Genomic DNA, 21,026 nt, shown 5'->3' with positions numbered 1-21,026 from the left:
AACATTCTATTAATAAAAAAGTCGTTTCTGTTTAAGCATTCTAATCTTTAAAATGCAAATACATGATTACCGATAATTGTTGACACTGTTCTGCTTTTTATCCAATCGCTAGTTATAATACTAGGATTATAGAAAAATAGTGATCCATTTGTCGGATCTTCACCGTTTGCTGCGCGAATTGCAGCTTCGATGTTTTCCGAAGTAGGATTAATCGAGTAAATAGCACCGCTAGCCACAGGAGTAAATTGGTAATGACCGTTGTTTTGCTGGAGTACAACCTCCTCTACGGTATTTGGGAACTCGCTGCTGCTTACTCGATTCATAATAACAGCACCTACTGCCACTTGACCCTGCATGGATTCACCTCTTGCTTCAGCTGTAATAATTTTAGCAAGCCATTCTAATTCAGAATCAGATAGGGAAGAAGTTATATTTACTGGTCCAGTAATTTTTTGAGCTGCTGGCACTTTTAGAACTTGTCCGAGATAAATATTAGTAGAATTTAAGTTATTAAGACGAATTAATTCATCAACCGTTGTATTGTAAAATTGACTGAGCCGATATAAGGTGTCATTTGTAATCACAGTATGAAGTCCTACTTCATCTAATATAACGGTACGGATTACATTATCCCAACGGACATTTAAGCCCATTCCTTCAGCAGCAAAACGAAGAGGAACCATTGTTCTTCCTTCTTTAATAAATGGCGTAACATCCATCATCCTTCTTTCGCCGTTTACCTCATATTGAATGGAATCAATCCAAAGCTCAATATGACGGTTATCTTTAAAAGAGATGGAAACTTTCCTATTTAAAGAATCCCATTTTACTTCTGCACCTATTTCCTCTGATAGAAAACGAATCGGTACATATGTACGATCATTTTTAATAAGAGTTAATGCAGTCGCAGATTTAATTTCTTTCCCGTTTAGCAGTACCGCGATATTTGCCGCTGCCTTACTTTGAGCTGGATGATATACCATTACAGTAAAAATAACAGCAAAAAATAGAGCAAAGGAAATAGGAAATCTAATTGTTCCCCTATTTTCTAACACATAATCACCCTTTCTGTTTTTTTTCGACCTTTGTATCTTAACATGGTTTTACACAAAACAGAGAAGGGAATAGTTGCCAATTAAAGTATTTTAACTGTTTCTTAAAAGAAATAGTTTTTTAATATAGTTGGAAATAAAAAAGGATTAACCAATTAAAGCTGGTTAACCCTTTATCTATTAAGAAGCTTTGTGCTTGTTAGTATAGAAGTTTCTGATCTCTAGGAGATAAGAAGAGCCTTCTTTTTAATGGCCTCTTTAATTTTCATCAATTTTCTTTAAGGACTTATTTGCCGGGCCTTCGATAACCTCGCCTTCTATGGAATAACGTGAACCATGACAAGGACAGTCCCAAGTTCTGTCACCACCATTCCATTCCACTTCACAGCCTAAATGGGTACAGGTTGTATCGACAATATGAAGACAGCCTTTCGAATCTTTATAGGCGCCGGCACGTTTTCCGTTAACTCGTACAACAGCACCTTCATCATGGGCTAATTCATCAATTCTCTTATATGTAAGATCGAATTTTCCTTCAAGAAGATGTGCGGCAACATCAGCATTTTGAACAATGAAATTTTTAATGGTTGGATCAGCCTTAAAACGTGAAGGCGTATATAATTCTTCATAAGGATTCTTTTTTTCTAGGATAATATCTCGCATAAGAAGGGCTGCGGCTGTTCCATTTGTCATTCCCCATTTTCTATATCCTGTTGCCACAAGTATATTTGGATGTCTTGTTGAAATACGACCAATATAAGGAAGCTTATCTAATGTGATTAAATCTTGGGCAGACCATCTATATAAATATTCTTTTATTCCTAATACCTCATCAGCAAATGTTTCTAATACGTTATAATGAAGCATTGTATCAATACCTTGTCCAGTTTTATGACTTTCACCGCCAATTAATACGAGTTTATTGCCGTTAATAGTGGTGGAACGAAGCGATCGGACTGTTTCATCAACGCTTAAATACATACCTCCTGGAAAATTTTTTTTAGTTTTTACACCGATCACGTAGGATTTTTCTGCATACATTCGGCTGAAATAAAACCCCAATCCGTCATAAAAAGGAAAATGAGAACAGATAAGTACATTGTCACAGCTTACTTTATGACCATCACGAGTATAAATTGTTGGTTTTAGATCATCTTTTATGTCAACTGCTGTTGTTTGTTCATAAATAATGCCCCCTAGTTTCGTAAACTCATTCACAAGTACAGCTAAATATTTAAGCGGATGAAATTGTGCTTGGTTTTTCATAATGAGCGCTGCGGTAGTCGGGATATCAAACGGTATGTTTTTAACAGTTTCGCCATTAATACCGAGTGTTTGATAGGCTTTGTATTCTTTCTCAATTTTTTCAGCATATTTGTACGAGGTGGAATAAAGATAAGCATCTTCGTCAGTAAAATCACAATCCATCTTTAATTCATTGACTGTATGTTTTATAAAATTTAGTGCATTGGTATTTGCTTCATAGTAAAGCTTGCTTTTTTCCTCGCCAAAATGTTGAAGAAATTCATCGTAAATAAGGTCGTGCTGTGTTGTAATTTTAGCAGTTGTATGACCGGTTGTTCCATTTAAAATTCTACCTGCTTCTAAGAGAATGACATTTAACCCTTCTTTTGCAAGTAAGTAGGCAGCGGTTACACCTGTAATACCGCCGCCAACAATTGCAGCATCTACACTTATATCTTCTGAAAGCCTTTCATATGTAGGGAGATGTATAGACTCTCTCCAGAACGGTTCAGGGTATTGTGGTATCGCACGTTTGTTATCTTCAGTCATTATTGTTCCTCCAGTCCATTATCTATCTAATACATAATTTTTCTAAAAAAATAAAAATTATGTACCAAAAAACGTTCATCAAATAATCTAATTGCAAGATTGTAATGAATTCCTTATAATTATTTCATTAAATAGAAGAAGGGATTTTGTTTGGGGGAAGAGTATGAATTATAGTATTGCAGCTGATTTTTTAAACATAGAATGGCTAAGTGTCAAAGAATATGTATTCACATTGTTTTTAACTATTGTTGTGACGTATGGTCTGCTGTTTTTTCTGCGCTTTAGTTTGCATCAGTTTTTTAAAAGAACGAATTATATTAATGAAAAGCAAGAAGGGACGATTGAAAGTGTTTTCAAAACGTCTTCTAATTATTTAGGATTTTTCATTGTTCTCATTACAGCAGTTAAGCCATTTATTGAAATTAAGGAGCTTCTTGTTGCAGGTGGAGTGCTGGGGATCGTCATCGGATTTGGTGCACAGAGTGCTATTAAAGATATGCTGTATGGGTTCTTCTTTCTGTTTGAAGGTCAGTTTAAAAAGGGAGATTTTGTTCGAATTAATGAAGAGCTTGACGGAGGTACAGTTGAAGAATTAGGATTTCGTGCGCTGAAGATTCGTAAACTAAACGGAATGGTTACAACAATTTCAAATGGGGAAGTAAGAAAAATTGTCAACGGCAACGTTGAATCAAGGCGTATATATGAAAGTGTTATTGTAAGCTTTAGACAAAACCCTCAGGAAGTAAAGGAGCTGCTTAATGGGTTGTGCGAGCAGTTGAATGAACAGCATCAACCATATTTGAAAAAAGATAGAGAAGGGCAAGTTGTTGAACAATATCGTGTGCATGGTCTTTCCTCGTTAGATTCTTCACCGTTAGGATATAAATTTACAATTGTAGCAACAGTTACTGATAGTGACTATATTACAGCTGTACAGGAGACGAAAGAAATTATTGCACAAGCATTTTTCGACCGTAACATCAAGATGCCCGAGCAGCAAATCGCCTATAAAACAGAATGAGAGGTTGACTCATGAGAGTTATCCTCTTTTTTGTTTTGAAACTTTTTTAGAATGTTTACGTATGAAAGATGAAAGTTAATTTATATATGGAGGGGGATTTTTATTTATGGAGTTAAAGCATAACTATTCATTAGAGGAATTTATTAATCAAACCTCTCAGCAAGATAAAGGTCATGGTTTTTTTGAACTTGAAACAGAGCGGCTTCTTGAAGTTAATTTAGACCGTCAAGTATGGGCAAAAGCTGGCTCAATGGTTGCTTATCATGGAAATATTAAGTTTGAAAGAGAAGGAATACTAGAGCATGGATTAAGTAAATTTGTAAAAAAGGCCTTTACAGGTGAAGGCGCCTCATTAATGAAAGCAACAGGTAAGGGTAAATTATATTTAGCAGATCAAGGTAAAAAAATTTCAATTCTTCATTTAGAAAATGATTCAATCTGTGTAAATGGAAATGATCTTCTTGCATTTGAACCGTCTATTCATTGGGATATTAAATTAATGAAGCGTATTACCGGTATAATGGCTGGGGGGTTATTTCATGTTCGGTGTGAAGGAATAGGTATGGTAGCTATCACCTCTCATTACGAGCCTCTGACCTTAAAAGTTACTCCAGATCGTCCTATTATTACAGATCCAAATGCAACGGTTGCTTGATCGGGGCATCTGCAGCCTGAATTTCGGACAGATGTAACATTGAAGACGTTTTTTGGAAGAGGAAGTGGGGAATCCATTCAAATGATGTTTACAGGAGAGGGATTTGTAGTTGTTCAACCGTTTGAAGAAGTTTATTGGCAAAATGGAAATAGTTAAAAAAACTTAGGGATGGTTATGTTGCTTTCTTAACATATACTAAGAGCAGGGGATCCAACAGTTTCCCGTGCTCTTAGTAATTTTGTGCTAAAAACATTCATGTCTGCTTTTAACATCATCGTTATTATTGAAAAGCGTCAATCCATGAGCGTTCACCTAACTGCTTAAAGCGAATAGGTAATCCGGTATTTTCAAATGTAATAACAGTAGAAGGATAGGTTAACGTATTTTTTATTTCTTCATCTTCCGCAGGATCTTTGTATTCAAAAATCACTGCAATATGATCAACACGGTGTTCCACTTTTTTAATTATTACCTCATATCCAGTGGAAGCTTTTTCACCTCTTGTAACGATAACATAAAGTTTTCCATCCGATCCAAGCAGCCCAAACGTTGATTCTTCAATTCCTTTTACATTGACTGAAAGTTGAATATCATTTGGAGTATTTTCTAATGAAACACGTTCAAATGCTATTTCTTTATATTCAGATGGATCAGCAGGAGATGTATTCTCCGTAGCGCTGCTGCATGCACTGAGTAGAGATAGTAAGACAATAAAGATGAGGATGCTTTTTTTGTTCACGGATCTTCTCTCCCTTGTTCAATCAAACCAATAAATAGCGGCATCTCTTTCAAACTACTCTAAATACAGATGATTTTCAAGTGTTAAGATGTTACGAATTTGCAACGATTTATTTAATTTGTTCAATTTTATGTAGAAGTTTTTTGCATATAGAGTGTAACATAATGGGTATATAAGCGTCATAGCATAAGGAATAACAGTATTGGATAAAGCAAATGAGTTAGTTAGAGGTGAAACAAATGAGTCTCATTGTGTTAGCAAAATTGTGTATTGCTGGTCTGTTAGGAATGATGATAGGAATTGAAAGAGAGCTAAAACATAAGCCGTTAGGTCTCAAAACATGTATTGTCATTGCGGTAAGCAGCTGTTTGCTTACCATTGTATCCATTGAATCTGCGGAAACATTTGCTGAACTTTCAACAAATATTCGTACAGACCCAATGCGTCTTGCTGCTCAAATCGTATCTGGGATTGGTTTTATTGGTGCAGGTGTTATTTTAAGGCGGAATAATGATGCCATTTCAGGATTAACAACTGCGGCGATTATTTGGGGAGCATCAGGGCTCGGAATTGCAGCAGGTGCAGGCTTTTATTATGAAGCATTTACAGGGGCAGCACTTATTTTATTTAGTGTTAATATTTTACCCATATTGATAAAATGGATTGGTCCTAAAAAACTTAGACAGCGTGAGATGCGTGCAAAGTTAACTTTGAAAAAAGATAGCAATTTAACCGAATTTATGAAAACCATTTATAAACAGGGCATTCACATTCATCATGTTCGAGTGAAAGATTTAAAAGATCAAAATCATCAAGTTGAATTGCGCATTGCTACGTTTGAGAAACTTTATACAACAGAAGTTTATGAGATGATTAGAACAATTGAAGGAGTTATTTATGTTGAGGTAGAAAGTCTCTAATTTCTTATCGTTTTCGAAATGTATCAATTAAATAAATACCAATAATAAAAAGGAAAATAAGCCCAACTCCAACTAAAATATTTATTATAAATTCCATTTTTATCACTCCTTATCATTCATTATAACAATAATCAAATTCTTTATGACAACAGCTCCTGCTTATAAAAAAACATCTCTCCAGCTTTGGAGAGATGTTTTTTTATAAGCAGGAGAAATTTAAAAATAACTTTTTTAATAGAAATTATTATATAATAATTGGCAAAAATGATAAATAGACGCTATAGTTGAAATAGAGTACAGTGATTAACTTTTATTAAAAAGGTGTTAATGAAAATGGATATTGAATGGATACAAACTCAATTAACTGAAGAAAATATTCTTTCTTTGCTAGAGCAATATCGAACATTAGGTCCGCTCCCTGGAATATTACTTCCAATGTTGGAGTCTCTTTTACCGATTTTGCCGTTATTTTTATTTGTTGCTGGAAATGCGGTTGTATATGGATTATGGCAGGGATTTCTATATTCTTGGATTGGAGCGGTTCTTGGTTCACTCTTTGTATTTTTCATTGTAAGACGTTTAGCAAGTGAGAAGTTTATGCAGTGGGTTTACAAACATAAAAAGATAAAATCTGGCTTACACTGGTTTGAGAAGCATGGGTTTGGAGCTGTTTTTTTAATGTTTTGTTTTCCTTTCACTCCTTCTGCATTCATTAATGTTATTGCAGGCTTATCAAAAATGAATGTAAAAACTTTTTCACTAGCTTTAGTGTTAGGAAAAATGGTGATGATTTTTATTGTTTCATTTATCGGTCATGATTTTATAAAAATTGTTAAAAAGCCGCTCGAGCTTACTTTAATTGTTTGTATTATTGCTGCCCTTTGGGTAGTAGGAAAAGTTATTGAAGCATACTTAAAAAAGCGGACACATAAGGGATTGTAAACTTAAAATGTTTTTTTACGATCCCTTTCTTCCTTTAATATCTCAACCGCTTCACGAAAACGCTGCGAATGAATCACTTCTCGTTCTCGTAAAAACTTTAATCCATCGTTTAAATCAGGATCATCTGACATATTAATAATCCATTGATAGGTTGCACGTGCTTTTTCTTCAGCGGCGATATCCTCATATAAGTCAGCGATAGGATCACCTTTAGCAGCGATATAACTTGCTGTCCATGGTACACCTGATGCATTATGGTAAAATAATGCCTTATCATGATTAGCATAATGCGCACCTAATCCCGCTTCTTTCATCTGTTCCGCGGTAGCATCTTTTGTTAGCTTATAAACCATTGTTGCAATCATTTCTAAGTGGGCAAATTCTTCTGTTCCAATATCAGTTAAAAGACCTACAACTTTATCTGGAATCGTATAACGTTGATTTAAATATCTAAGAGCCGCAGCAAGTTCACCATCTGCTCCACCATATTGTTCAATTAAATATTTTGCTAATGTAGGATTACAAGTACTTACACGAACAGGGTATTGTAATTTCTTCTCATAAATCCACATTAAAGTATAACCCCTCCTTACATGATTGTTTCCTTACAGTTGCCAAGGCCAAGGTGCATCATCCCAGTTCCATGGGGAGCCAACATAACTGTTTCCATATTGCTGAAGCGGTCCATAAATTGATTCAATCTTTTTCTTTAATCGCTTTCTTTCTTTTGCACAATGATTGTATTGACGAATTGCCTCCACATCATTTGGATGTGTATCTAAGTAAAGTGTTAAGTCAACAAGTACAAAGTCTACAGCTTGTAATTCTTCCATTAACATATAAAATTCTTCAGGCAGCTGTTTAGCCATCTCGTTTTCCTCCCATTCCCTCATGTGACTTATAAGGGTTATCATATGGGCTGAATAAAGCAGGCCAAAGCGTACCTAGTTTTAACGCTTGTTGTGGAGAATATTGAGGTAAACCATATGGTTGAAACCCCATATAGAGATTTGGCGGCGTTTCATATGTTTTAACTCTCATAGGGGGGCAGGGATCGAACGGACTTATATATGGATAATATGTTTTCCGTTGGGTATACATACTGTTCCTCCTTAATAAAAAAGTTCACACATAACAAGCGTATTCAGTGGACAATCATTCTAATGCCTATTTTAATAAGTTAGAGTTAAGAATATTAAGTGAGTAACAATCTAGCCTTTACTTTATTTGAGGACATTTTATTCATTTTGAGGTCGAGTTTTTATGAATGGTATATTCAATTCTTCTCTATATGAATCCATTTTTATTTATAAAAATGTATTGACAGAAAAGTCTTTATCCTTTAGATTTTGTATTAGGGAAACATTTTTACGTTTGTCCATTTAATATGAGTGTGTGAAAAATGATATGGAAAAGCACTAATTTAGACATTTGACCATATGTTAAAGATAGATTTATTTAAAGTAGGGAAAAATTGCTGTTTATTTTTTTACCCAAAAAGTTTCCTTCAGGCAAAACTTATAACACAAGCTAAAAAATGATTATTAAACCAAAAAATATTTAGGAATGAATATAATCTAATAAATAAAAGGAGTGGAACATTAATGGTTTCTGCAATTTCAATTGAAGACCTTCATGTTTCCTATTTTGGAAATGAAGCGGTAAAAGGTATAAGCTTATCAGTTGAACCTGGAAATTTAGTCGGGATTATCGGTCCAAATGGTGCTGGTAAGTCAACGTTCTTAAAAGCAATGCTAAACCTTATTCCAAGAGATAAGGGTGAAGTGAAAATTTACGGTAACACGATTAAACAGGTGAGAAAGAAGATTGCTTATGTTCCCCAGCGTAATGCTATTGATTGGGATTTTCCAATTACGGTGCTTGAGGCTGTATTAATTGGCACCTATCCTAATTTAGGCTTGTTTAAGCGTCCAAGAAAAAAAGAAAAAGAATGGGCCCTAAAATGTTTAGAGAAAGTTGGTATGGAAGAATACAGCACGAGACAAATTGGTGAACTTTCCGGGGGGCAACAGCAGCGTGTGTTCCTTGCAAGAGCACTAGCTCAAAAAGCGGAACTGTTTTTTCTCGATGAGCCATTTGTAGGGGTTGATGTAGCTAGTGAGGAAACAATTGTTAACATTTTAAAAGAAATCCGTAACGAAGGAAAAACAGTTGTTGTTGTGCATCATGATTTAAGTAAAGCAAATAATTATTTTGATGAACTCATTTTATTAAATAAAGAATTAATTAGTTACGGTAAGGTAGACGAGGTATTCAAGCCCGAAGTAATGGCAAAAGCTTATAAAGGCCAATTTGCTTTTATGAATGAGATTGGAGTGACGGTATAATGGCTTTTATGGAAGCATTAATGCAGTACAGTTTTTTACAAAAAGCATTATTAACATCAACTATGGTAGGGATTATTTGTGGTGTGATTGGCTGCTTTATTATTTTAAGAGGAATGGCTCTTATGGGAGAAGCCATTTCACATGCTGTTCTTCCAGGGGTAGCGATTTCCTATGTAATTGGTATTAACTTCTTTTTCGGTGCGGTATTTACCGGGGTTTTAACTGCGATCGCAATAGGATTTGTTAGTCAAAACAGCCGCATTAAACATGATACTTCGATTGGAATTATGTTTACAGCTGCATTTGCTGCCGGCATTATTATTATTACAATGCTTAAAAGCAGCACAGACTTGTATCATATTTTGTTTGGTAATGTGTTAGCAGTAAGGTCATCTGATATGTGGATCACATTAGTGATTGGAATTATTGTATTAGGAGCTGTTTATGTATTTTATAAAGAACTATTAGTTACTTCGTTTGATTCAACGATGGCAGCAGCTTATGGGCTTCCAATTCAATTAATTCATTATTTTCTTATGACACTTTTAACAATGGTAACTGTAGCATCACTTCAAACAGTTGGAATCGTATTAGTAGTTGCGATGCTGATTACACCTGCTGCTGCAGCTTATTTGTTAACAGAGAGGTTATGGATCATGATTTTTCTTGCTGCTGGAATTGGAGTGGTTTCATCAGTTGTCGGTCTTTACTTTAGTTTTACCTATAACTTAGCGTCTGGAGCGACCATTGTTCTTTCAGCAACTGCTATTTTTATCATGGTATTTTTATTTTCACCAAAACATGGAATCGTATGGCGTACACTAAAAGTGAAAAAGAAAAGAGCCGCATTGGCTAAATAATAAAAAAGGGGTATGAGGAATGTTTAAAAAAAGTTTCAAATTTTTATTAACAATGATGATTACAGTATTATTACTTGCTGCATGCAGCAGTAATGAAGAAAATGGTAGTAAAGTGTCCCAAGGAAATGAGGATGGAGAAAAACTTCAAGTTGTGACAACGTATTCCATTATCTATGATATTGTAAAAAATGTCGGCGGAGATCACGTTGAGATTCATAGTTTAGCACCAATTGGTTCAAATCCGCATGAATATGATCCACTGCCGGTTGATGTTCAAAAAACAACAGATGCTGCTGCTGTCTTTTACAATGGTTTAAACTTAGAAGCAGGAAATGCGTGGTTTAATAAATTGATGGAAACAGCAGGAAAATCAGGGGAAGATGCACCAGTATTTCGCATGAGTGAAGGTGTAGAAGCAAAGTATTTAACAACAAAAGGCAAAGAGGGAGAAGAAGACCCTCATGCATGGTTAGATGTCCGTAATGGCATTAAGTATGCAGAAAACGCAAGAGATGCACTTATCAAGGTTGATCCAGACAATGCAGAGGTTTATAAGAAGAATGCAGAGGAGTATATTGCAAAACTAGAGGCACTTCATCAAACAGCAGTAGAACAATTTAATGAAATCCCTGAAGAAGAACGTGTCCTTGTTACAAGTGAAGGAGCATTCAAATACTTCAGTGATGCTTACAACTTTACAGGAGAATATATTTGGGAAATTAATCAAGAAAACCAAGGGACTCCGGATCAAATTACAAGAATTGTTGATATTATTAATGAAAACGAAATTAAAGGTTTATTCCTAGAAACAAGCATTGATGCACGAAGCATGGAAACCGTATCTGCTGAAACAGGCGTACCGATTATTGGCAAAGTATTTACTGATTCATTAGGAAAACCAGGCGAAGACGGGGATACGTATATTAAGATGATGGAATGGAATATTAAAACGGTTCTTGAAGGATTAACAAAATAACAGAATGGTTTTTGTTAAAAGTTAGAGGAAATTCCTCTAACTTCTTTTTGTTTTATTGAGAAATATAAAGTCTACCTTTAAAATGAATATATAGAAAAAATAAAAGGTTAATAGAAAATGAGGGATTTACATGATTCTATTTCAAGATCAAATTATAGAAAGAGAAGAAGTTTTGATTGACCTAGAAGACCGCGGCTATCAATTTGGAGATGGTATTTATGAAGTTATCCGTATCTATGATGGAAAGCCATTTACGCTCAGAGAGCATTTAAATCGTCTAGAGCGTAGTGCAGATGAAATACAGCTGCCATTACCGTTTACTTTAGATGAAATTGCTCAACATATCATTACACTTATTCAGCGAAATTCTTTACATAATGGACAAGTGTATTTACAAATTACTCGTGGGGCAGCATTAAGAAATCATTCATTTCCGAATGAAGTAAACCCTGTGTTAACAGCGTATACAAAAGAAATTGATCGACCTTTTGAAAAACAATTAACAGGAATAAAAGCTATTCTTACAGAAGATATCCGTTGGCTGCGCTGCGATATTAAAAGTTTGAATTTATTAGGAAATGTGCTGGGAAAACAAAAAGCAGTCGATTCGGGTGTTGATGAAGCGATCTTCCATCGTGGTGAGCTTGTAACAGAAGGAAGCTCAACAAATGTATTTATTATAAAAAATGGAGTTTTACAAACACATCCTCCAACAAATCTTATTTTAAGTGGAATTACTAGAAATGTTGTTTTAAAACTAGCGAGCGAATTAGGAATTGAAGTAAAAGAAGAAGCTTTTACCATTCATGATCTAAAAGAAGCGGAAGAAGTATTTGTAACAAGTACGACACAAGAAGTGATGCCAATTATTGAAGTGAATAGTACAGCTATCCAAAAAGGGACGCCGGGAGAAATCACTAAAAAAATTCAGGCCGCTTTTTCCGCTGAAATTACCTTAAGTAAATAAAATGGAAAGTACAAAGGAAAGAAGAACATGTGAGAATGTTCTTCTTTTTCTATTAATAAGAGAGAAAAAATTAGAAAAAAATACTTTTACGAATAGAATAAATGGTAGAAGGAGCTTTTCTTATAATTTATACAGAGGACTTGGACATAAAATAAAGAGTTTTGAAATAAAGTTATATTATTATGCCGTAAGATGAAATGAGGTTGAAAAATTGGATTATCCATTACTTATACCTCTTACAGCTTCATTGATTGGATTTGCTGGTTACATATTAGGAGGAATGTTTGGATTTTTTACTCACTATGTAATGAAGCGTTATCTTATTTGGTTTCAAACGTTTGCTGGTGGTTTATTAGTAGGAATTCTCTTATTTGAATTGCTTCCAGAAACACTGCAAACAGGTGATTCTTTTGGAGTTTTCGCAGGAATGTGTTTTGGTTTTTTTATAATGAAATTATTGGATCACTTTTTGCATGAGAAAATGACGAAATTCTCTATCCTCCAAGATCAAAATTGGCATTCTTATTTCTTTTTAATGATTGGAATACTTGTGCACAATTTTCCAACCGGCATTTCAATTGGTACGGCTGTGATGACTTCAGAAGATTTATTTACGGCTTTTCTAGTTGTTTTGTTTTTACACCATATACCAGAGGGAATGGCATTAATTTCTCCATTATTTTTATTAAGAAAATCTTTTATGATTTTTGTTCATTCAGCATGTGGGCTTGCACTTGTGCTTGGTTTAGGAACATGGCTTGGAATGAGTGTAGGTTTAGCAGCTAATGAGTCGTTTACGAGAATTAGCACATGGCTGATGGGATGTGCGGTAGGGATGGTTAGTTTTGTAGCAATCCACGAAATTTTATGGAAAACGTATCAGCAGCTATCTTTTTTTCGTTTCAGTTTTATTGTATGTTCAGCTATTATTATTACAAAAGCTTACTTTACGTTTTTTTAAAATAATATGGGGACTGACTGAAGTCGTTTCAAGTCAACCCCCGCATCTTTCTACATAAGCGTATTAAACCATTTTCGCATTTTTTCATTTACTTCTGGAATATCCTCTGTAAAAGGATACTTTTGCTTTACAATTTGCTTTTCTCCCTCTCCTAAACGCTCATAAGAGTCTTTAAGTTCATTACTGTACTCCAATAGTTTCATAAGATTATATTTAAAATCTCTCATATAACTCCTCCTTTAACAGTCTTTAGTTTATAAACATACCCGTTTATCTAATCTATTTAACTAATGAATGTGTGAACTTCATGATAAAATAAATAGAATGACATAAAGAAAAAGGTTTAATAGAGAAGAGGGATTAGGTGCTTAATATAGATCATCGCTTTAAAGAAGAACTGCTTGAAAAAATTCTTGACAACGCTTACGAATGGATTGTTGTTGTTGATCATAAAGGATTTATTAATTATTTAAATAAAGGATATTGCGAATTTTTAGGGGTGCGGCAGGAGGAAGTATTAGGTAAGCATGTTGCAGATATTATTGAAAATACGAGGATGCACATTGTCGTTCAAACAGGTCAGGATGAAATTGCTGATCTGCAGTTTATTCACGACAATTATATGATTGCAAATCGTATTCCAATTCGTGCTGGAAATAAAATCATTGGGGCGCTTGGCACAGTTATTTACCGAGATACGAAAGAATGGCAGCAAATCAATACTCATATAAGAGAGTTATTATCGGAACTTGAATATTACCGAAAAGAATTTCAAGAAAAAAACGGGGTGAAATATACGCTTGCAGATCTTATCGGTGAATCTGAAAAAATGAACCACCTAAAAGACCAAGTAAAAAAAGTAGCATCTGGAGATGTTTCGATATTGATTCGAGGTGAAAGCGGCACAGGAAAAGAATTAATTGCTCACAGCATTCATCAGCTAAGTGAGCGAAGCCATAAGCCTTTTGTGAAAGTAAACTGCGGAGCAATTCCGGAACATCTGCTTGAATCAGAGTTATTCGGTTATACAGAAGGAGCATTTACTGGAGCGAAAAAAGGAGGAAAGATTGGGAAATTTCAATTAGCAGATGGAGGAACGATTTTTCTTGATGAAATTGGTGATATGCCTCTTCACATGCAGGTAAAACTGCTTCGTGTTCTTCAAGAAAAAGAAGTTGAACGTGTTGGTAGTGTTTACACTGAAAAAGTAGATGTAAGAATTGTAGCTGCAACAAACCGGCCATTAGAAAAAATGGTAAATGAAAAAAGCTTTCGAGAGGATTTATTTTATCGAATTAATGTCATTCAATTAAATGTCCCTCCATTAAGAGAAAGAAAGGAGGATATTGGACAACTTGCACGCTATTTTCAACTAAAGACTGCAAATCGAACAGGAAAACGAATCACAACAATTAATCCGTCTGTGCTGACGATTTTTTATGAGTATCCATGGCCAGGAAATATACGCGAACTTGAAAATGTTATTGAGGCGTCCGTACACCTTACGAACGGAAACGAGATTACAATTGACTCCCTTCCAGATTATTTGAAAGAAAGACGTGGGATTCAACTAAGCGAAAAGAAACTTCAAGAGATTTTAGAAGAAGCAGAGAAACAGGCGATTACAGCTGCACTCCAAAAGCACCACAATGATAAATTAAAAGCAGCGGCTGCGCTTGGAATCGGTAAATCTAATCTCTACAATAAAATTAAAAAGTATTCTCTTTAGCAAAAAGTTCTTTACCGTTAAACGAAATATAGTATCGGTTATTTATTCCACAATCATGGAATGGATTCCATGATTGTGGAAAGGTTTGTTTTTCAATGAACTATTCTTTTTTTATGAGTAAAAGTAAATCGTTTATTCCACGAACATGGAAATAGAAAAGTTTTAAAAAAAGATAAACCTCTTTTTTGTAAGGGTTTACAAAGTTGGCATAGAACTTGCAATTATAAATCGTTAGAAACTATTAAAGGAGTGATTTTATATGAAACCAGTACTTTCTTCATTTTATGATGCAGTAAAAGACATACCGAATGGATCTACAATTATGGTGGGTGGCTTTGGGTTATGGGGAATTCCTGAAAATCTAATTTTAGCTCTTGTTAAAACAGGTGAATTAAACCGAGATCACGTTCATACACCAAGCATTTATGTTCAAAAATTAATTGTTGGTGACCAAGAAAAACGCATTGAACGCTTAACAACTGCTTAACAGCTTCTATATGTACATAAATAGTCGATCGAATGATTACAGAAAGAGCAGTAATTGATGTAACAAATCAAGGCTTATTATTGTTAGAAGTTGCAAAAGGTTACTCAATCGAAGAAATTCAAGCTGTCACCGAACCGAAACTTATTGTTAGCAGTGATGTAAAACTCGAAGCCTATTAATAACATGACAGGGGGTAAATAGAATGATAAGTATGATTGGATTAATTGGGGGATTAGCACTTCTTATATTTTTAACAATGAAGGGGATGAACCTGCTTGTGGCAGGTCCCTTATGCGCCTTAGTGGTAGCGGTTGCAGGAGGTCTTCCGCTATTCCCGCAGCTTGCAGAAGAAGGTCAAGCGAATTTAATTGGAAATTATATGAATGGTTTTTCTAGTTTTGTAGCAGCATGGTTTTTAATGTTTTTACTAGGGGCTGTATTCGGAAAAGTTATGGAAGATAGCGGAGCAGCCGATAGTGTCTCAAAATGGGTTGTTGAAAATTTAGGTATGAAACGAGCAGTTCTAGCCATTGTGTTGGCTTGTGCGGTATTAACTTATGGAGGGGTAAGCTTATTTGTTGTTGCTTTTTCTGTTTATCCAATGGCCGTTAGTTTATTTAAGCAGGCTGATTTACCGCGAAGATTTATTCCAGCTTCACTTGCATTTGGTTCGGTTACATTTACAATGACTTCAGCGGGTTCACCAGAAATTCAAAACTGGATTCCGATAGAGTATTTAAACACAACTCCATATGCAGGTTGGGAAGTAAGCTTAATTGTGGCTGTGTTTATGGCGGTATTTGGTTATTGGTGGTTAAAAAGAATGATTAATAAAGCTGTGGCAAATGGTGAACGATTCTCTGCAAGAGAAGATGATCCTGTAGTAAAGGAGAAAGCGCTGCCGCATCCCCTTTTAGGACTTGTGCCGCTTATTGTGGTACTTATTCTTTCATTTATTTTTCATGATTCATTAAAACAATCAGCATTAATTATTGCCTTATTAGGTGGTATTATCGCAACCTATCTTTTAAACCGTAAATATTTCACGAACTTTGGTGCTGCTGTCTCTGATGGCACATTAGGTGCACTTATCGCTATAGGAAATACAGCGGCAGTTGTTGGTTTTGGAAGTGTTTCAAAAGCAGTTCCAGCTTTTGAAACAGCGGTTCATACAATGACAAATATTCCAGGAAGTCCGCTGATCGGAGGGGCGATCGCGGTTAGTGTCATTGCGGGATTAACGGGCTCTGCTTCAGGAGGACAAGCGATTGCATTACCGATTTTAGGACCTCATTATATGGATATGGGGGTTAATCCAGAAGCACTTCACCGTACCATTGCAATTTCTTCTGGAGCGCTTGATACGCTGCCGCAAAATGGATATGTTGTGACAACAGTCCGAGCGATTTGTGGTGAAGCGCATAAGGATGCTTATTGGGCTTTAGGAGCTTTAACAGTAATTGTTCCCTTAATTGGTTTAGCGCTTGCTATTGTTCTTTTTTCAATTGGATTGGGCATATAAATAGAAAGCGCTTCAATAAGGTTTTATAATACATATATAAGATAGGGGGAAACTAGTTTGGTTGAAAATAAAATTGCTTTTATTACAGGATCTGCAAGAGGAATAGGATTTGAAATCGCTTCTGAATTTGCTAAAAATGGTGCAAAGGTAGTATTAAGTGATTTAAATGAATCAGCAGTACAAGAAGCTGCAGAAAGGCTTAAACAGCAAGGCTATGAGGCGGTTGGACTTACCTGCAATGTAACAGATGAAGAAGCATTAAAAAGGGCAATCGATGAAACCGTATCACAGTTTGGCAGGTTAGATATTCTTATTAATAACGCGGGACTTCAGTACGTTTCCTCTATTGAAGAATTTCCTACTGAGAAATTTGAGCAGATGATACAAGTGATGTTAAAGGCACCATTTATGGCAATTAAACATGCTTTTCCAATCATGAAAGAACAGCAGTTTGGAAGAATTATTAATATGGCTTCAATCAATGGATTAATTGGGTTTTCGGGTAAAGCCGCTTACAACAGTGCAAAACATGGTGTCATTGGTTTAACGAAAGTTGCTGCTTTAGAAGGAGCAGATCAAGGAATTACTGTTAATGCGTTGTGCCCTGGTTATGTTGATACCCCTCTTGTAAGAAGTCAGCTTGAAGATTTAGCAAAAAACAGGGGAGTGCCATTTGAAAAAGCGCTTGAAGAAGTGATTTTTCCACTTGTTCCTCAAAAGCGCCTTCTCTCAGTTCAAGAAATTGCTGATTATGCACTATTTCTTTCTGGTGAGAAAGGAAGAGGGATAACAGGTCAAGCTGTGGTTATAGACGGAGGTTATACAGCTCAATAATAAAAAAAGCTAAAAGTCGCCATATTTCTGATGGCGGCTTTTATTGTTTTTTTATTGGTTAATATGTGATAATTTAACTAATCATTTAAAAATGAATATAAAAAATGTGAGGAGTGGGTGTCATGAATCACCTTATTATTTTTGCACATCCAAGTTCTAAAAGTTTTAATCATGCGATTTATACGAACTATGAAGCAGCATTAAAAGAAAAAGGTGATCATGTGATCGTTAGGGATTTGTATTCACTAAACTTTAATCCTATTTTAACGATGGAAGAATACCATGCTTCAAAACAAGGAAACTACTATGATGATGTCAAAGTTGAACAAAACTATATTAAAAATACTGATATTATTACATTCATTTATCCAGTGTGGTGGGCAGGGCTTCCTGCAATATTAAAAGGATATATTGATCGGGTTTTTTCCTACGGTTTTGCGTATGAATTAGAGTATGAATCACCAATAAAGCTGTTAAAAAACAAGAAAGCAGTTCAAATTTGTACGACAGGCACACCTAAAGAAGTATATAAACAAAAAGGAATCCTGCGTAGTATGAACCAAACAACAGATGAAGAAATTTTTAATTTTTGCGGTATAGAAGTAATCGATCATCTCTATTACGGGAATGTAGTTGAAATAGAAGAAGGTAACAGAAAACAAATTCTTGAAGAGATAAAAGAATTCGCAAAAAATTTGTAATTAGTAGAGGCAGTTGTTATTACAAGGGGAGAAAAAATGATTCGCAAATTAACAGATCTCGATACGGACGACGTGTTGTATTTTTTAAAAAAAGAAGCAGCAATGAATTTATTTATGATTGGAGATATTGAGGCATTTAGATTTGAAACGAAATTTCACGAGCTGTGGGGAGACTTTGACGAAGAGCACAACATCCGTGCCATATTACTTCGGTTTTATCATATTTATACGCCTTATGCGCAGGGAAAGTACGATGCAAAAGCGTTTTCTGAAATCATTAATCGTGATGAATGTTTTGAAGGGTTAACTGGAAAGAAAGGCGTGACAGAGCAGATTGAACCTTTTTTAACGGTTAACCTTCCGAAAAAAAGAACAATGAATTTTCTTGAATTAAAAAGCGAAAAAAAATTAGATCATTCATTAGATGTATCAATCGTTAAGAAGGCAGAAATAACAGATATTGATCGACTATTACTGCTTCGGTCTCAAATGGAAAACTTTACGGAACAGCCTACAACACGTGAAAATATGAAAAAAGTATTTGAATCAAAAACAGGTCGTACAGTTTATATTGAAAAAGAGGAAGAACTTGTCGCCAGTGCTTCCACCATTGCCGAAAATTCAATGTCAGCAATGATTGTTGGAGTTTGTACACTGCCAGCTTTTCGGAAAAAAGGGTTAGCAACGTTATGTGTCACAGCTTTATGTAAGGAAGTATTGTCTGAAGGAAAAACGGTTTGTTTATTTTATGATAATCCAAACGCAGGGAAAATTTATAAAAGGTTAGGGTTTGAAGAGATCGGAATGTGGAACTATTATAAGCCGTAATAAAGGCAGTGGATGATTAAAATTAGGTCAGGAAAGGAAGGATAGGATGACAAAGTGGCAAACAAAAGATTCTTTAATGCATTTGCATGCAAGGTTAGTGGAACATCCAAGCATTACAGGATCAAATGCAGAAATAGCGATTGCAGAATATATTGAACTTCAGCTTCGAGACATCTCTTATTTTAGAAAACATCGCACACATTTACGTTTGCATCCAACGAGTGATGGAAGAAAGTTTGTCTCGGCCCTTGTGAAAAATGGAAAGTCAAGAAAAACGGTCATTTTAATTAGTCATTTTGATGTAGTCGACGTGGAAGATTACGGGGAGTGGAAAAACTTAGCATTTCATCCTTATGACTTAACAAATGCTTTTTATAATCATATTGAAGAATTTCCTCAAGGCGTGCAGGAAGATTTAAAAAAAGGCGAGTGGCTGTTTGGGCGAGGTTCGATGGATATGAAAGCAGGATTAGCGGTGCAAATGAGTATGCTTGAACGTGCTGCAGAAGGAAAATTCGATGGGAACGTTTTACTTCTGTCTGTACCGGATGAAGAAGCAAATTCTACGGGTATGAGGGAAGCAGCTCCTGTTTTACTGCAGCTTGCTAAAGAATATGAATTAGAGTATACAGCTTGTCTGAATTCAGAGCCTATGTTTACAAACTATCCAGGTGATGTTAACGATTATATTTATACGGGATCACTTGGAAAAGTGCTGCCGGGCTTTCTTTGTTACGGGCAGGAAACACATGTTGGTGAGCCGTTTTCTGGATTAAATGCAAATTACATGGCTGCAGAAATTACAAAAGAAGTAGAACTTAATATTGAATACTGCGAGAGTGTAGAAGGAGAAGTTACCCCGCCGCCAACTAATTTAATGCAAAAAGACTTAAAAGAAGAATATTCTGTGCAAATTCCTCATGTTGCTGTTACAAATTTTAATGTGTTATTTATGGAAAAGACGCTTGATAAGCTGACCGAAGCACTGCTTGCTTCGGCACAAAAGGCAGCTGATAAAATTGAAAAACACTATTTCGAACGCGCTCATCAATTTACGAAATGGCAGTCGTACACACCGAAAAAGTTTTCTGTAAATGTTCTTACTTATGAAGAGCTTTTTGATGAAGCAGTACAGCAGTACGGGGAAGAAGAGCTAAAGAGACGTCAAGCATATATCGTAGCAAATTATAAGGAGCTGGGGGATCGCGATTTAACAACTCGCCTTGTTTATGACCTTGCCGGGTTATGTAAGGATATGGCTCCAATGATTGTTTTGTTTTACAGTCCACCGTTTTATCCGGCCATTTCTTCTCGGCATAATAACACAGTCATTAAAACAATGAAGAACCTAAAAAAATATGGAGAAGAAAATTATCAACTTCAATTTAAACACCAACGCTATTTTCCTGGTTTATCAGATTTAAGTTTCGTCGGCCTTCAGCAGCCAAAAGAATCATTAATGCCGTTGATTTGCAATATGCCGCTGTTTGGCAGTCAATATACATTGCCAATTCAAGAATTAAAAGAGTTAAATATTCCAGTAATAAATGTTGGTCCGAGAGGAAAAGATGCACATAAATGGACAGAACGTCTTGATGTTCATTATACGTTTGAAATCTTTCCTCATTTATTAAACTATACAATCTTTCAATTATTACAATAAACTAGAAAGAACCGCTTTTTAAAAGCG

23 protein-coding genes and 1 pseudogene are annotated in these 21,026 nt (G+C 35.3%); 17 read left to right on the top strand and 7 right to left on the bottom strand.

All coding sequences use genetic code 11. The features are described 5' to 3' along the window. Positions 1-47 precede the first annotated feature (47 nt). Both DS031_RS12760 and DS031_RS12755 read right to left on the bottom strand, forming a co-directional pair. On the bottom strand, positions 48-1,055 hold the full coding sequence (locus DS031_RS12760; protein WP_113806448.1) for a stalk domain-containing protein: 1,008 nt from the start codon (positions 1,053-1,055) through the stop codon (positions 48-50). Positions 1,056-1,310: 255 nt separating this feature from the next. Continuing rightward, entirely contained in the window at positions 1,311-2,846 is a 1,536-nt protein-coding gene (locus DS031_RS12755) for an FAD-dependent oxidoreductase (RefSeq protein WP_113806447.1), read from the bottom strand. 163 nt (positions 2,847-3,009) lie between these two features. On the opposite strand from DS031_RS12755, the gene DS031_RS12750 reads away from it, so the two are divergent. Next, positions 3,010-3,867: a mechanosensitive ion channel family protein gene (locus DS031_RS12750; RefSeq protein WP_113806446.1), complete on the top strand. Its 858-nt coding sequence runs from the start codon at positions 3,010-3,012 to the stop codon at positions 3,865-3,867. A 106-nt stretch (positions 3,868-3,973) separates the two neighbouring features. After that, positions 3,974-4,678, top strand: a pseudogene (locus DS031_RS12745) (AIM24 family protein). A gap of 124 nt (positions 4,679-4,802) precedes the next feature. On the opposite strand, the gene DS031_RS12740 reads toward DS031_RS12745, so the two are convergent. Beyond that, a complete protein-coding gene (locus tag DS031_RS12740) occupies positions 4,803-5,261 on the bottom strand; it encodes a protease complex subunit PrcB family protein (RefSeq protein ID WP_113806445.1) in 459 nt (152 codons plus the stop codon). Positions 5,262-5,500: 239 nt separating this feature from the next. Between DS031_RS12740 and DS031_RS12735 the strand changes: the two genes are divergently transcribed. Together DS031_RS12735 and DS031_RS12730 are read left to right on the top strand one after the other, a co-directional pair. After that, positions 5,501-6,181 carry an MgtC/SapB family protein gene (locus DS031_RS12735; protein WP_113806444.1) on the top strand — a complete coding sequence of 227 codons (681 nt, stop codon included), beginning with the start codon at positions 5,501-5,503 and terminating at the stop codon, positions 6,179-6,181. Positions 6,182-6,514: 333 nt separating this feature from the next. Further along, complete coding sequence (locus tag DS031_RS12730) at positions 6,515-7,123, top strand: TVP38/TMEM64 family protein (RefSeq protein ID WP_113806443.1); 609 nt, start codon at positions 6,515-6,517, stop codon at positions 7,121-7,123. 2 nt (positions 7,124-7,125) lie between these two features. Here DS031_RS12730 and DS031_RS12725 read toward each other — a convergent pair whose 3' ends face one another. The 3 genes from DS031_RS12725 to DS031_RS12715 are packed head-to-tail and all read right to left on the bottom strand — an operon-like array spanning position 7,126 to position 8,224. Continuing rightward, positions 7,126-7,695, bottom strand: coding sequence for a manganese catalase family protein (locus DS031_RS12725; RefSeq protein ID WP_113806442.1), 570 nt, complete (start codon positions 7,693-7,695; stop codon positions 7,126-7,128). 33 nt (positions 7,696-7,728) lie between these two features. Next, a complete protein-coding gene (locus DS031_RS12720; RefSeq protein ID WP_113806441.1) occupies positions 7,729-7,992 on the bottom strand; it encodes a spore coat protein CotJB in 264 nt (87 codons plus the stop codon). Then, on the bottom strand, positions 7,985-8,224 hold the full coding sequence (locus tag DS031_RS12715) for a spore coat associated protein CotJA (protein WP_113806440.1): 240 nt from the start codon (positions 8,222-8,224) through the stop codon (positions 7,985-7,987). Before DS031_RS12715 ends, DS031_RS12720 begins: the two co-directional genes overlap by 8 nt. Before the next feature lie 503 nt (positions 8,225-8,727). On the opposite strand from DS031_RS12715, the gene DS031_RS12710 reads away from it, so the two are divergent. The 5 genes from DS031_RS12710 (at position 8,728) to DS031_RS12690 (ending at position 13,235) form a co-directional block, all read left to right on the top strand. After that, on the top strand, positions 8,728-9,471 hold the full coding sequence (locus tag DS031_RS12710; protein WP_113806439.1) for a metal ABC transporter ATP-binding protein: 744 nt from the start codon (positions 8,728-8,730) through the stop codon (positions 9,469-9,471). Continuing rightward, entirely contained in the window at positions 9,471-10,331 is an 861-nt protein-coding gene (locus tag DS031_RS12705) for a metal ABC transporter permease (protein WP_113806438.1), read from the top strand. Before DS031_RS12710 ends, DS031_RS12705 begins: the two co-directional genes overlap by 1 nt. Before the next feature lie 19 nt (positions 10,332-10,350). Then, complete coding sequence (locus DS031_RS12700) at positions 10,351-11,307, top strand: metal ABC transporter substrate-binding protein (RefSeq protein ID WP_113806437.1); 957 nt, start codon at positions 10,351-10,353, stop codon at positions 11,305-11,307. Positions 11,308-11,431: 124 nt separating this feature from the next. Continuing rightward, positions 11,432-12,274, top strand: a complete 843-nt coding sequence (dat, locus tag DS031_RS12695; RefSeq protein WP_425451966.1) for a D-amino-acid transaminase — start codon at positions 11,432-11,434, stop codon at positions 12,272-12,274. Between the two features lie 211 nt (positions 12,275-12,485). After that, entirely contained in the window at positions 12,486-13,235 is a 750-nt protein-coding gene (locus DS031_RS12690) for a ZIP family metal transporter (RefSeq protein ID WP_113806435.1), read from the top strand. 50 nt (positions 13,236-13,285) lie between these two features. Here the strand turns inward: DS031_RS12690 and DS031_RS23700 are convergent, their stop codons facing one another. Beyond that, a complete protein-coding gene (locus tag DS031_RS23700; RefSeq protein ID WP_181833145.1) occupies positions 13,286-13,462 on the bottom strand; it encodes a hypothetical protein in 177 nt (58 codons plus the stop codon). 137 nt (positions 13,463-13,599) lie between these two features. Here DS031_RS23700 and DS031_RS12685 point away from each other — a divergent pair, with 137 nt between their 5' ends. The 8 genes from DS031_RS12685 (at position 13,600) to DS031_RS12655 (ending at position 20,999) form a co-directional block, all read left to right on the top strand. Then, positions 13,600-14,964 (top strand): sigma-54 interaction domain-containing protein, encoded by a 1,365-nt coding sequence (locus DS031_RS12685; RefSeq protein WP_113806434.1) that lies wholly within the window; start codon positions 13,600-13,602, stop codon positions 14,962-14,964. A gap of 259 nt (positions 14,965-15,223) precedes the next feature. Continuing rightward, positions 15,224-15,451 (top strand): CoA-transferase, encoded by a 228-nt coding sequence (locus DS031_RS24465; protein WP_113806433.1) that lies wholly within the window; start codon positions 15,224-15,226, stop codon positions 15,449-15,451. Positions 15,452-15,483: 32 nt separating this feature from the next. Then, positions 15,484-15,630, top strand: a complete 147-nt coding sequence (locus DS031_RS23695) for a hypothetical protein (protein ID WP_181833144.1) — start codon at positions 15,484-15,486, stop codon at positions 15,628-15,630. A gap of 23 nt (positions 15,631-15,653) precedes the next feature. Further along, positions 15,654-16,973, top strand: a complete 1,320-nt coding sequence (locus tag DS031_RS12675) for a GntP family permease (RefSeq protein WP_113806432.1) — start codon at positions 15,654-15,656, stop codon at positions 16,971-16,973. Positions 16,974-17,030: 57 nt separating this feature from the next. After that, positions 17,031-17,807, top strand: a complete 777-nt coding sequence (locus DS031_RS12670) for a 3-hydroxybutyrate dehydrogenase (RefSeq protein ID WP_113806431.1) — start codon at positions 17,031-17,033, stop codon at positions 17,805-17,807. 122 nt (positions 17,808-17,929) lie between these two features. Beyond that, complete coding sequence (locus tag DS031_RS12665; RefSeq protein ID WP_113806430.1) at positions 17,930-18,508, top strand: NAD(P)H-dependent oxidoreductase; 579 nt, start codon at positions 17,930-17,932, stop codon at positions 18,506-18,508. Positions 18,509-18,544: 36 nt separating this feature from the next. Continuing rightward, positions 18,545-19,336, top strand: a complete 792-nt coding sequence (locus tag DS031_RS12660; RefSeq protein ID WP_113806429.1) for a GNAT family N-acetyltransferase — start codon at positions 18,545-18,547, stop codon at positions 19,334-19,336. Between the two features lie 46 nt (positions 19,337-19,382). Next, positions 19,383-20,999 (top strand): M20/M25/M40 family metallo-hydrolase, encoded by a 1,617-nt coding sequence (locus tag DS031_RS12655; RefSeq protein ID WP_113806428.1) that lies wholly within the window; start codon positions 19,383-19,385, stop codon positions 20,997-20,999. Positions 21,000-21,026 lie beyond the last annotated feature (27 nt).

The organism is Bacillus taeanensis (assembly GCF_003318295.1).
Taxonomy (GTDB): Bacteria; Bacillota; Bacilli; order Bacillales; family UBA6769; genus Maribacillus; species Maribacillus taeanensis.
The sequence above is the reverse complement of the archived record's forward strand: the minus strand, read 5'-3'. Positions and strand labels throughout refer to the sequence as shown.

Bases quoted from the DNA above. Each gene is read 5' to 3' on its own strand.
- DS031_RS12755 (WP_113806447.1), bottom strand. From the start codon at position 2,846: ATGACTGAAGATAACAAACGTGCGATACCACAATACCCTGAACCGTTC.
- DS031_RS23700 (WP_181833145.1), bottom strand. From the start codon at position 13,462: ATGAGAGATTTTAAATATAATCTTATGAAACTATTGGAGTACAGTAAT.
- DS031_RS12710 (WP_113806439.1), top strand. From the start codon at position 8,728: ATGGTTTCTGCAATTTCAATTGAAGACCTTCATGTTTCCTATTTTGGA.
- DS031_RS12720 (WP_113806441.1), bottom strand. From the start codon at position 7,992: ATGGCTAAACAGCTGCCTGAAGAATTTTATATGTTAATGGAAGAATTA.
- DS031_RS12725 (WP_113806442.1), bottom strand. From the start codon at position 7,695: ATGTGGATTTATGAGAAGAAATTACAATACCCTGTTCGTGTAAGTACT.
- DS031_RS12730 (WP_113806443.1), top strand. From the start codon at position 6,515: ATGGATATTGAATGGATACAAACTCAATTAACTGAAGAAAATATTCTT.
- DS031_RS12660 (WP_113806429.1), top strand. From the start codon at position 18,545: ATGATTCGCAAATTAACAGATCTCGATACGGACGACGTGTTGTATTTT.
- DS031_RS12705 (WP_113806438.1), top strand. From the start codon at position 9,471: ATGGCTTTTATGGAAGCATTAATGCAGTACAGTTTTTTACAAAAAGCA.
- DS031_RS12655 (WP_113806428.1), top strand. From the start codon at position 19,383: ATGACAAAGTGGCAAACAAAAGATTCTTTAATGCATTTGCATGCAAGG.
- DS031_RS23695 (WP_181833144.1), top strand. From the start codon at position 15,484: ATGATTACAGAAAGAGCAGTAATTGATGTAACAAATCAAGGCTTATTA.
- DS031_RS12700 (WP_113806437.1), top strand. From the start codon at position 10,351: ATGTTTAAAAAAAGTTTCAAATTTTTATTAACAATGATGATTACAGTA.
- DS031_RS12715 (WP_113806440.1), bottom strand. From the start codon at position 8,224: ATGTATACCCAACGGAAAACATATTATCCATATATAAGTCCGTTCGAT.
- DS031_RS12750 (WP_113806446.1), top strand. From the start codon at position 3,010: ATGAATTATAGTATTGCAGCTGATTTTTTAAACATAGAATGGCTAAGT.
- DS031_RS12675 (WP_113806432.1), top strand. From the start codon at position 15,654: ATGATAAGTATGATTGGATTAATTGGGGGATTAGCACTTCTTATATTT.
- DS031_RS12665 (WP_113806430.1), top strand. From the start codon at position 17,930: ATGAATCACCTTATTATTTTTGCACATCCAAGTTCTAAAAGTTTTAAT.
- DS031_RS24465 (WP_113806433.1), top strand. From the start codon at position 15,224: ATGAAACCAGTACTTTCTTCATTTTATGATGCAGTAAAAGACATACCG.
- DS031_RS12735 (WP_113806444.1), top strand. From the start codon at position 5,501: ATGAGTCTCATTGTGTTAGCAAAATTGTGTATTGCTGGTCTGTTAGGA.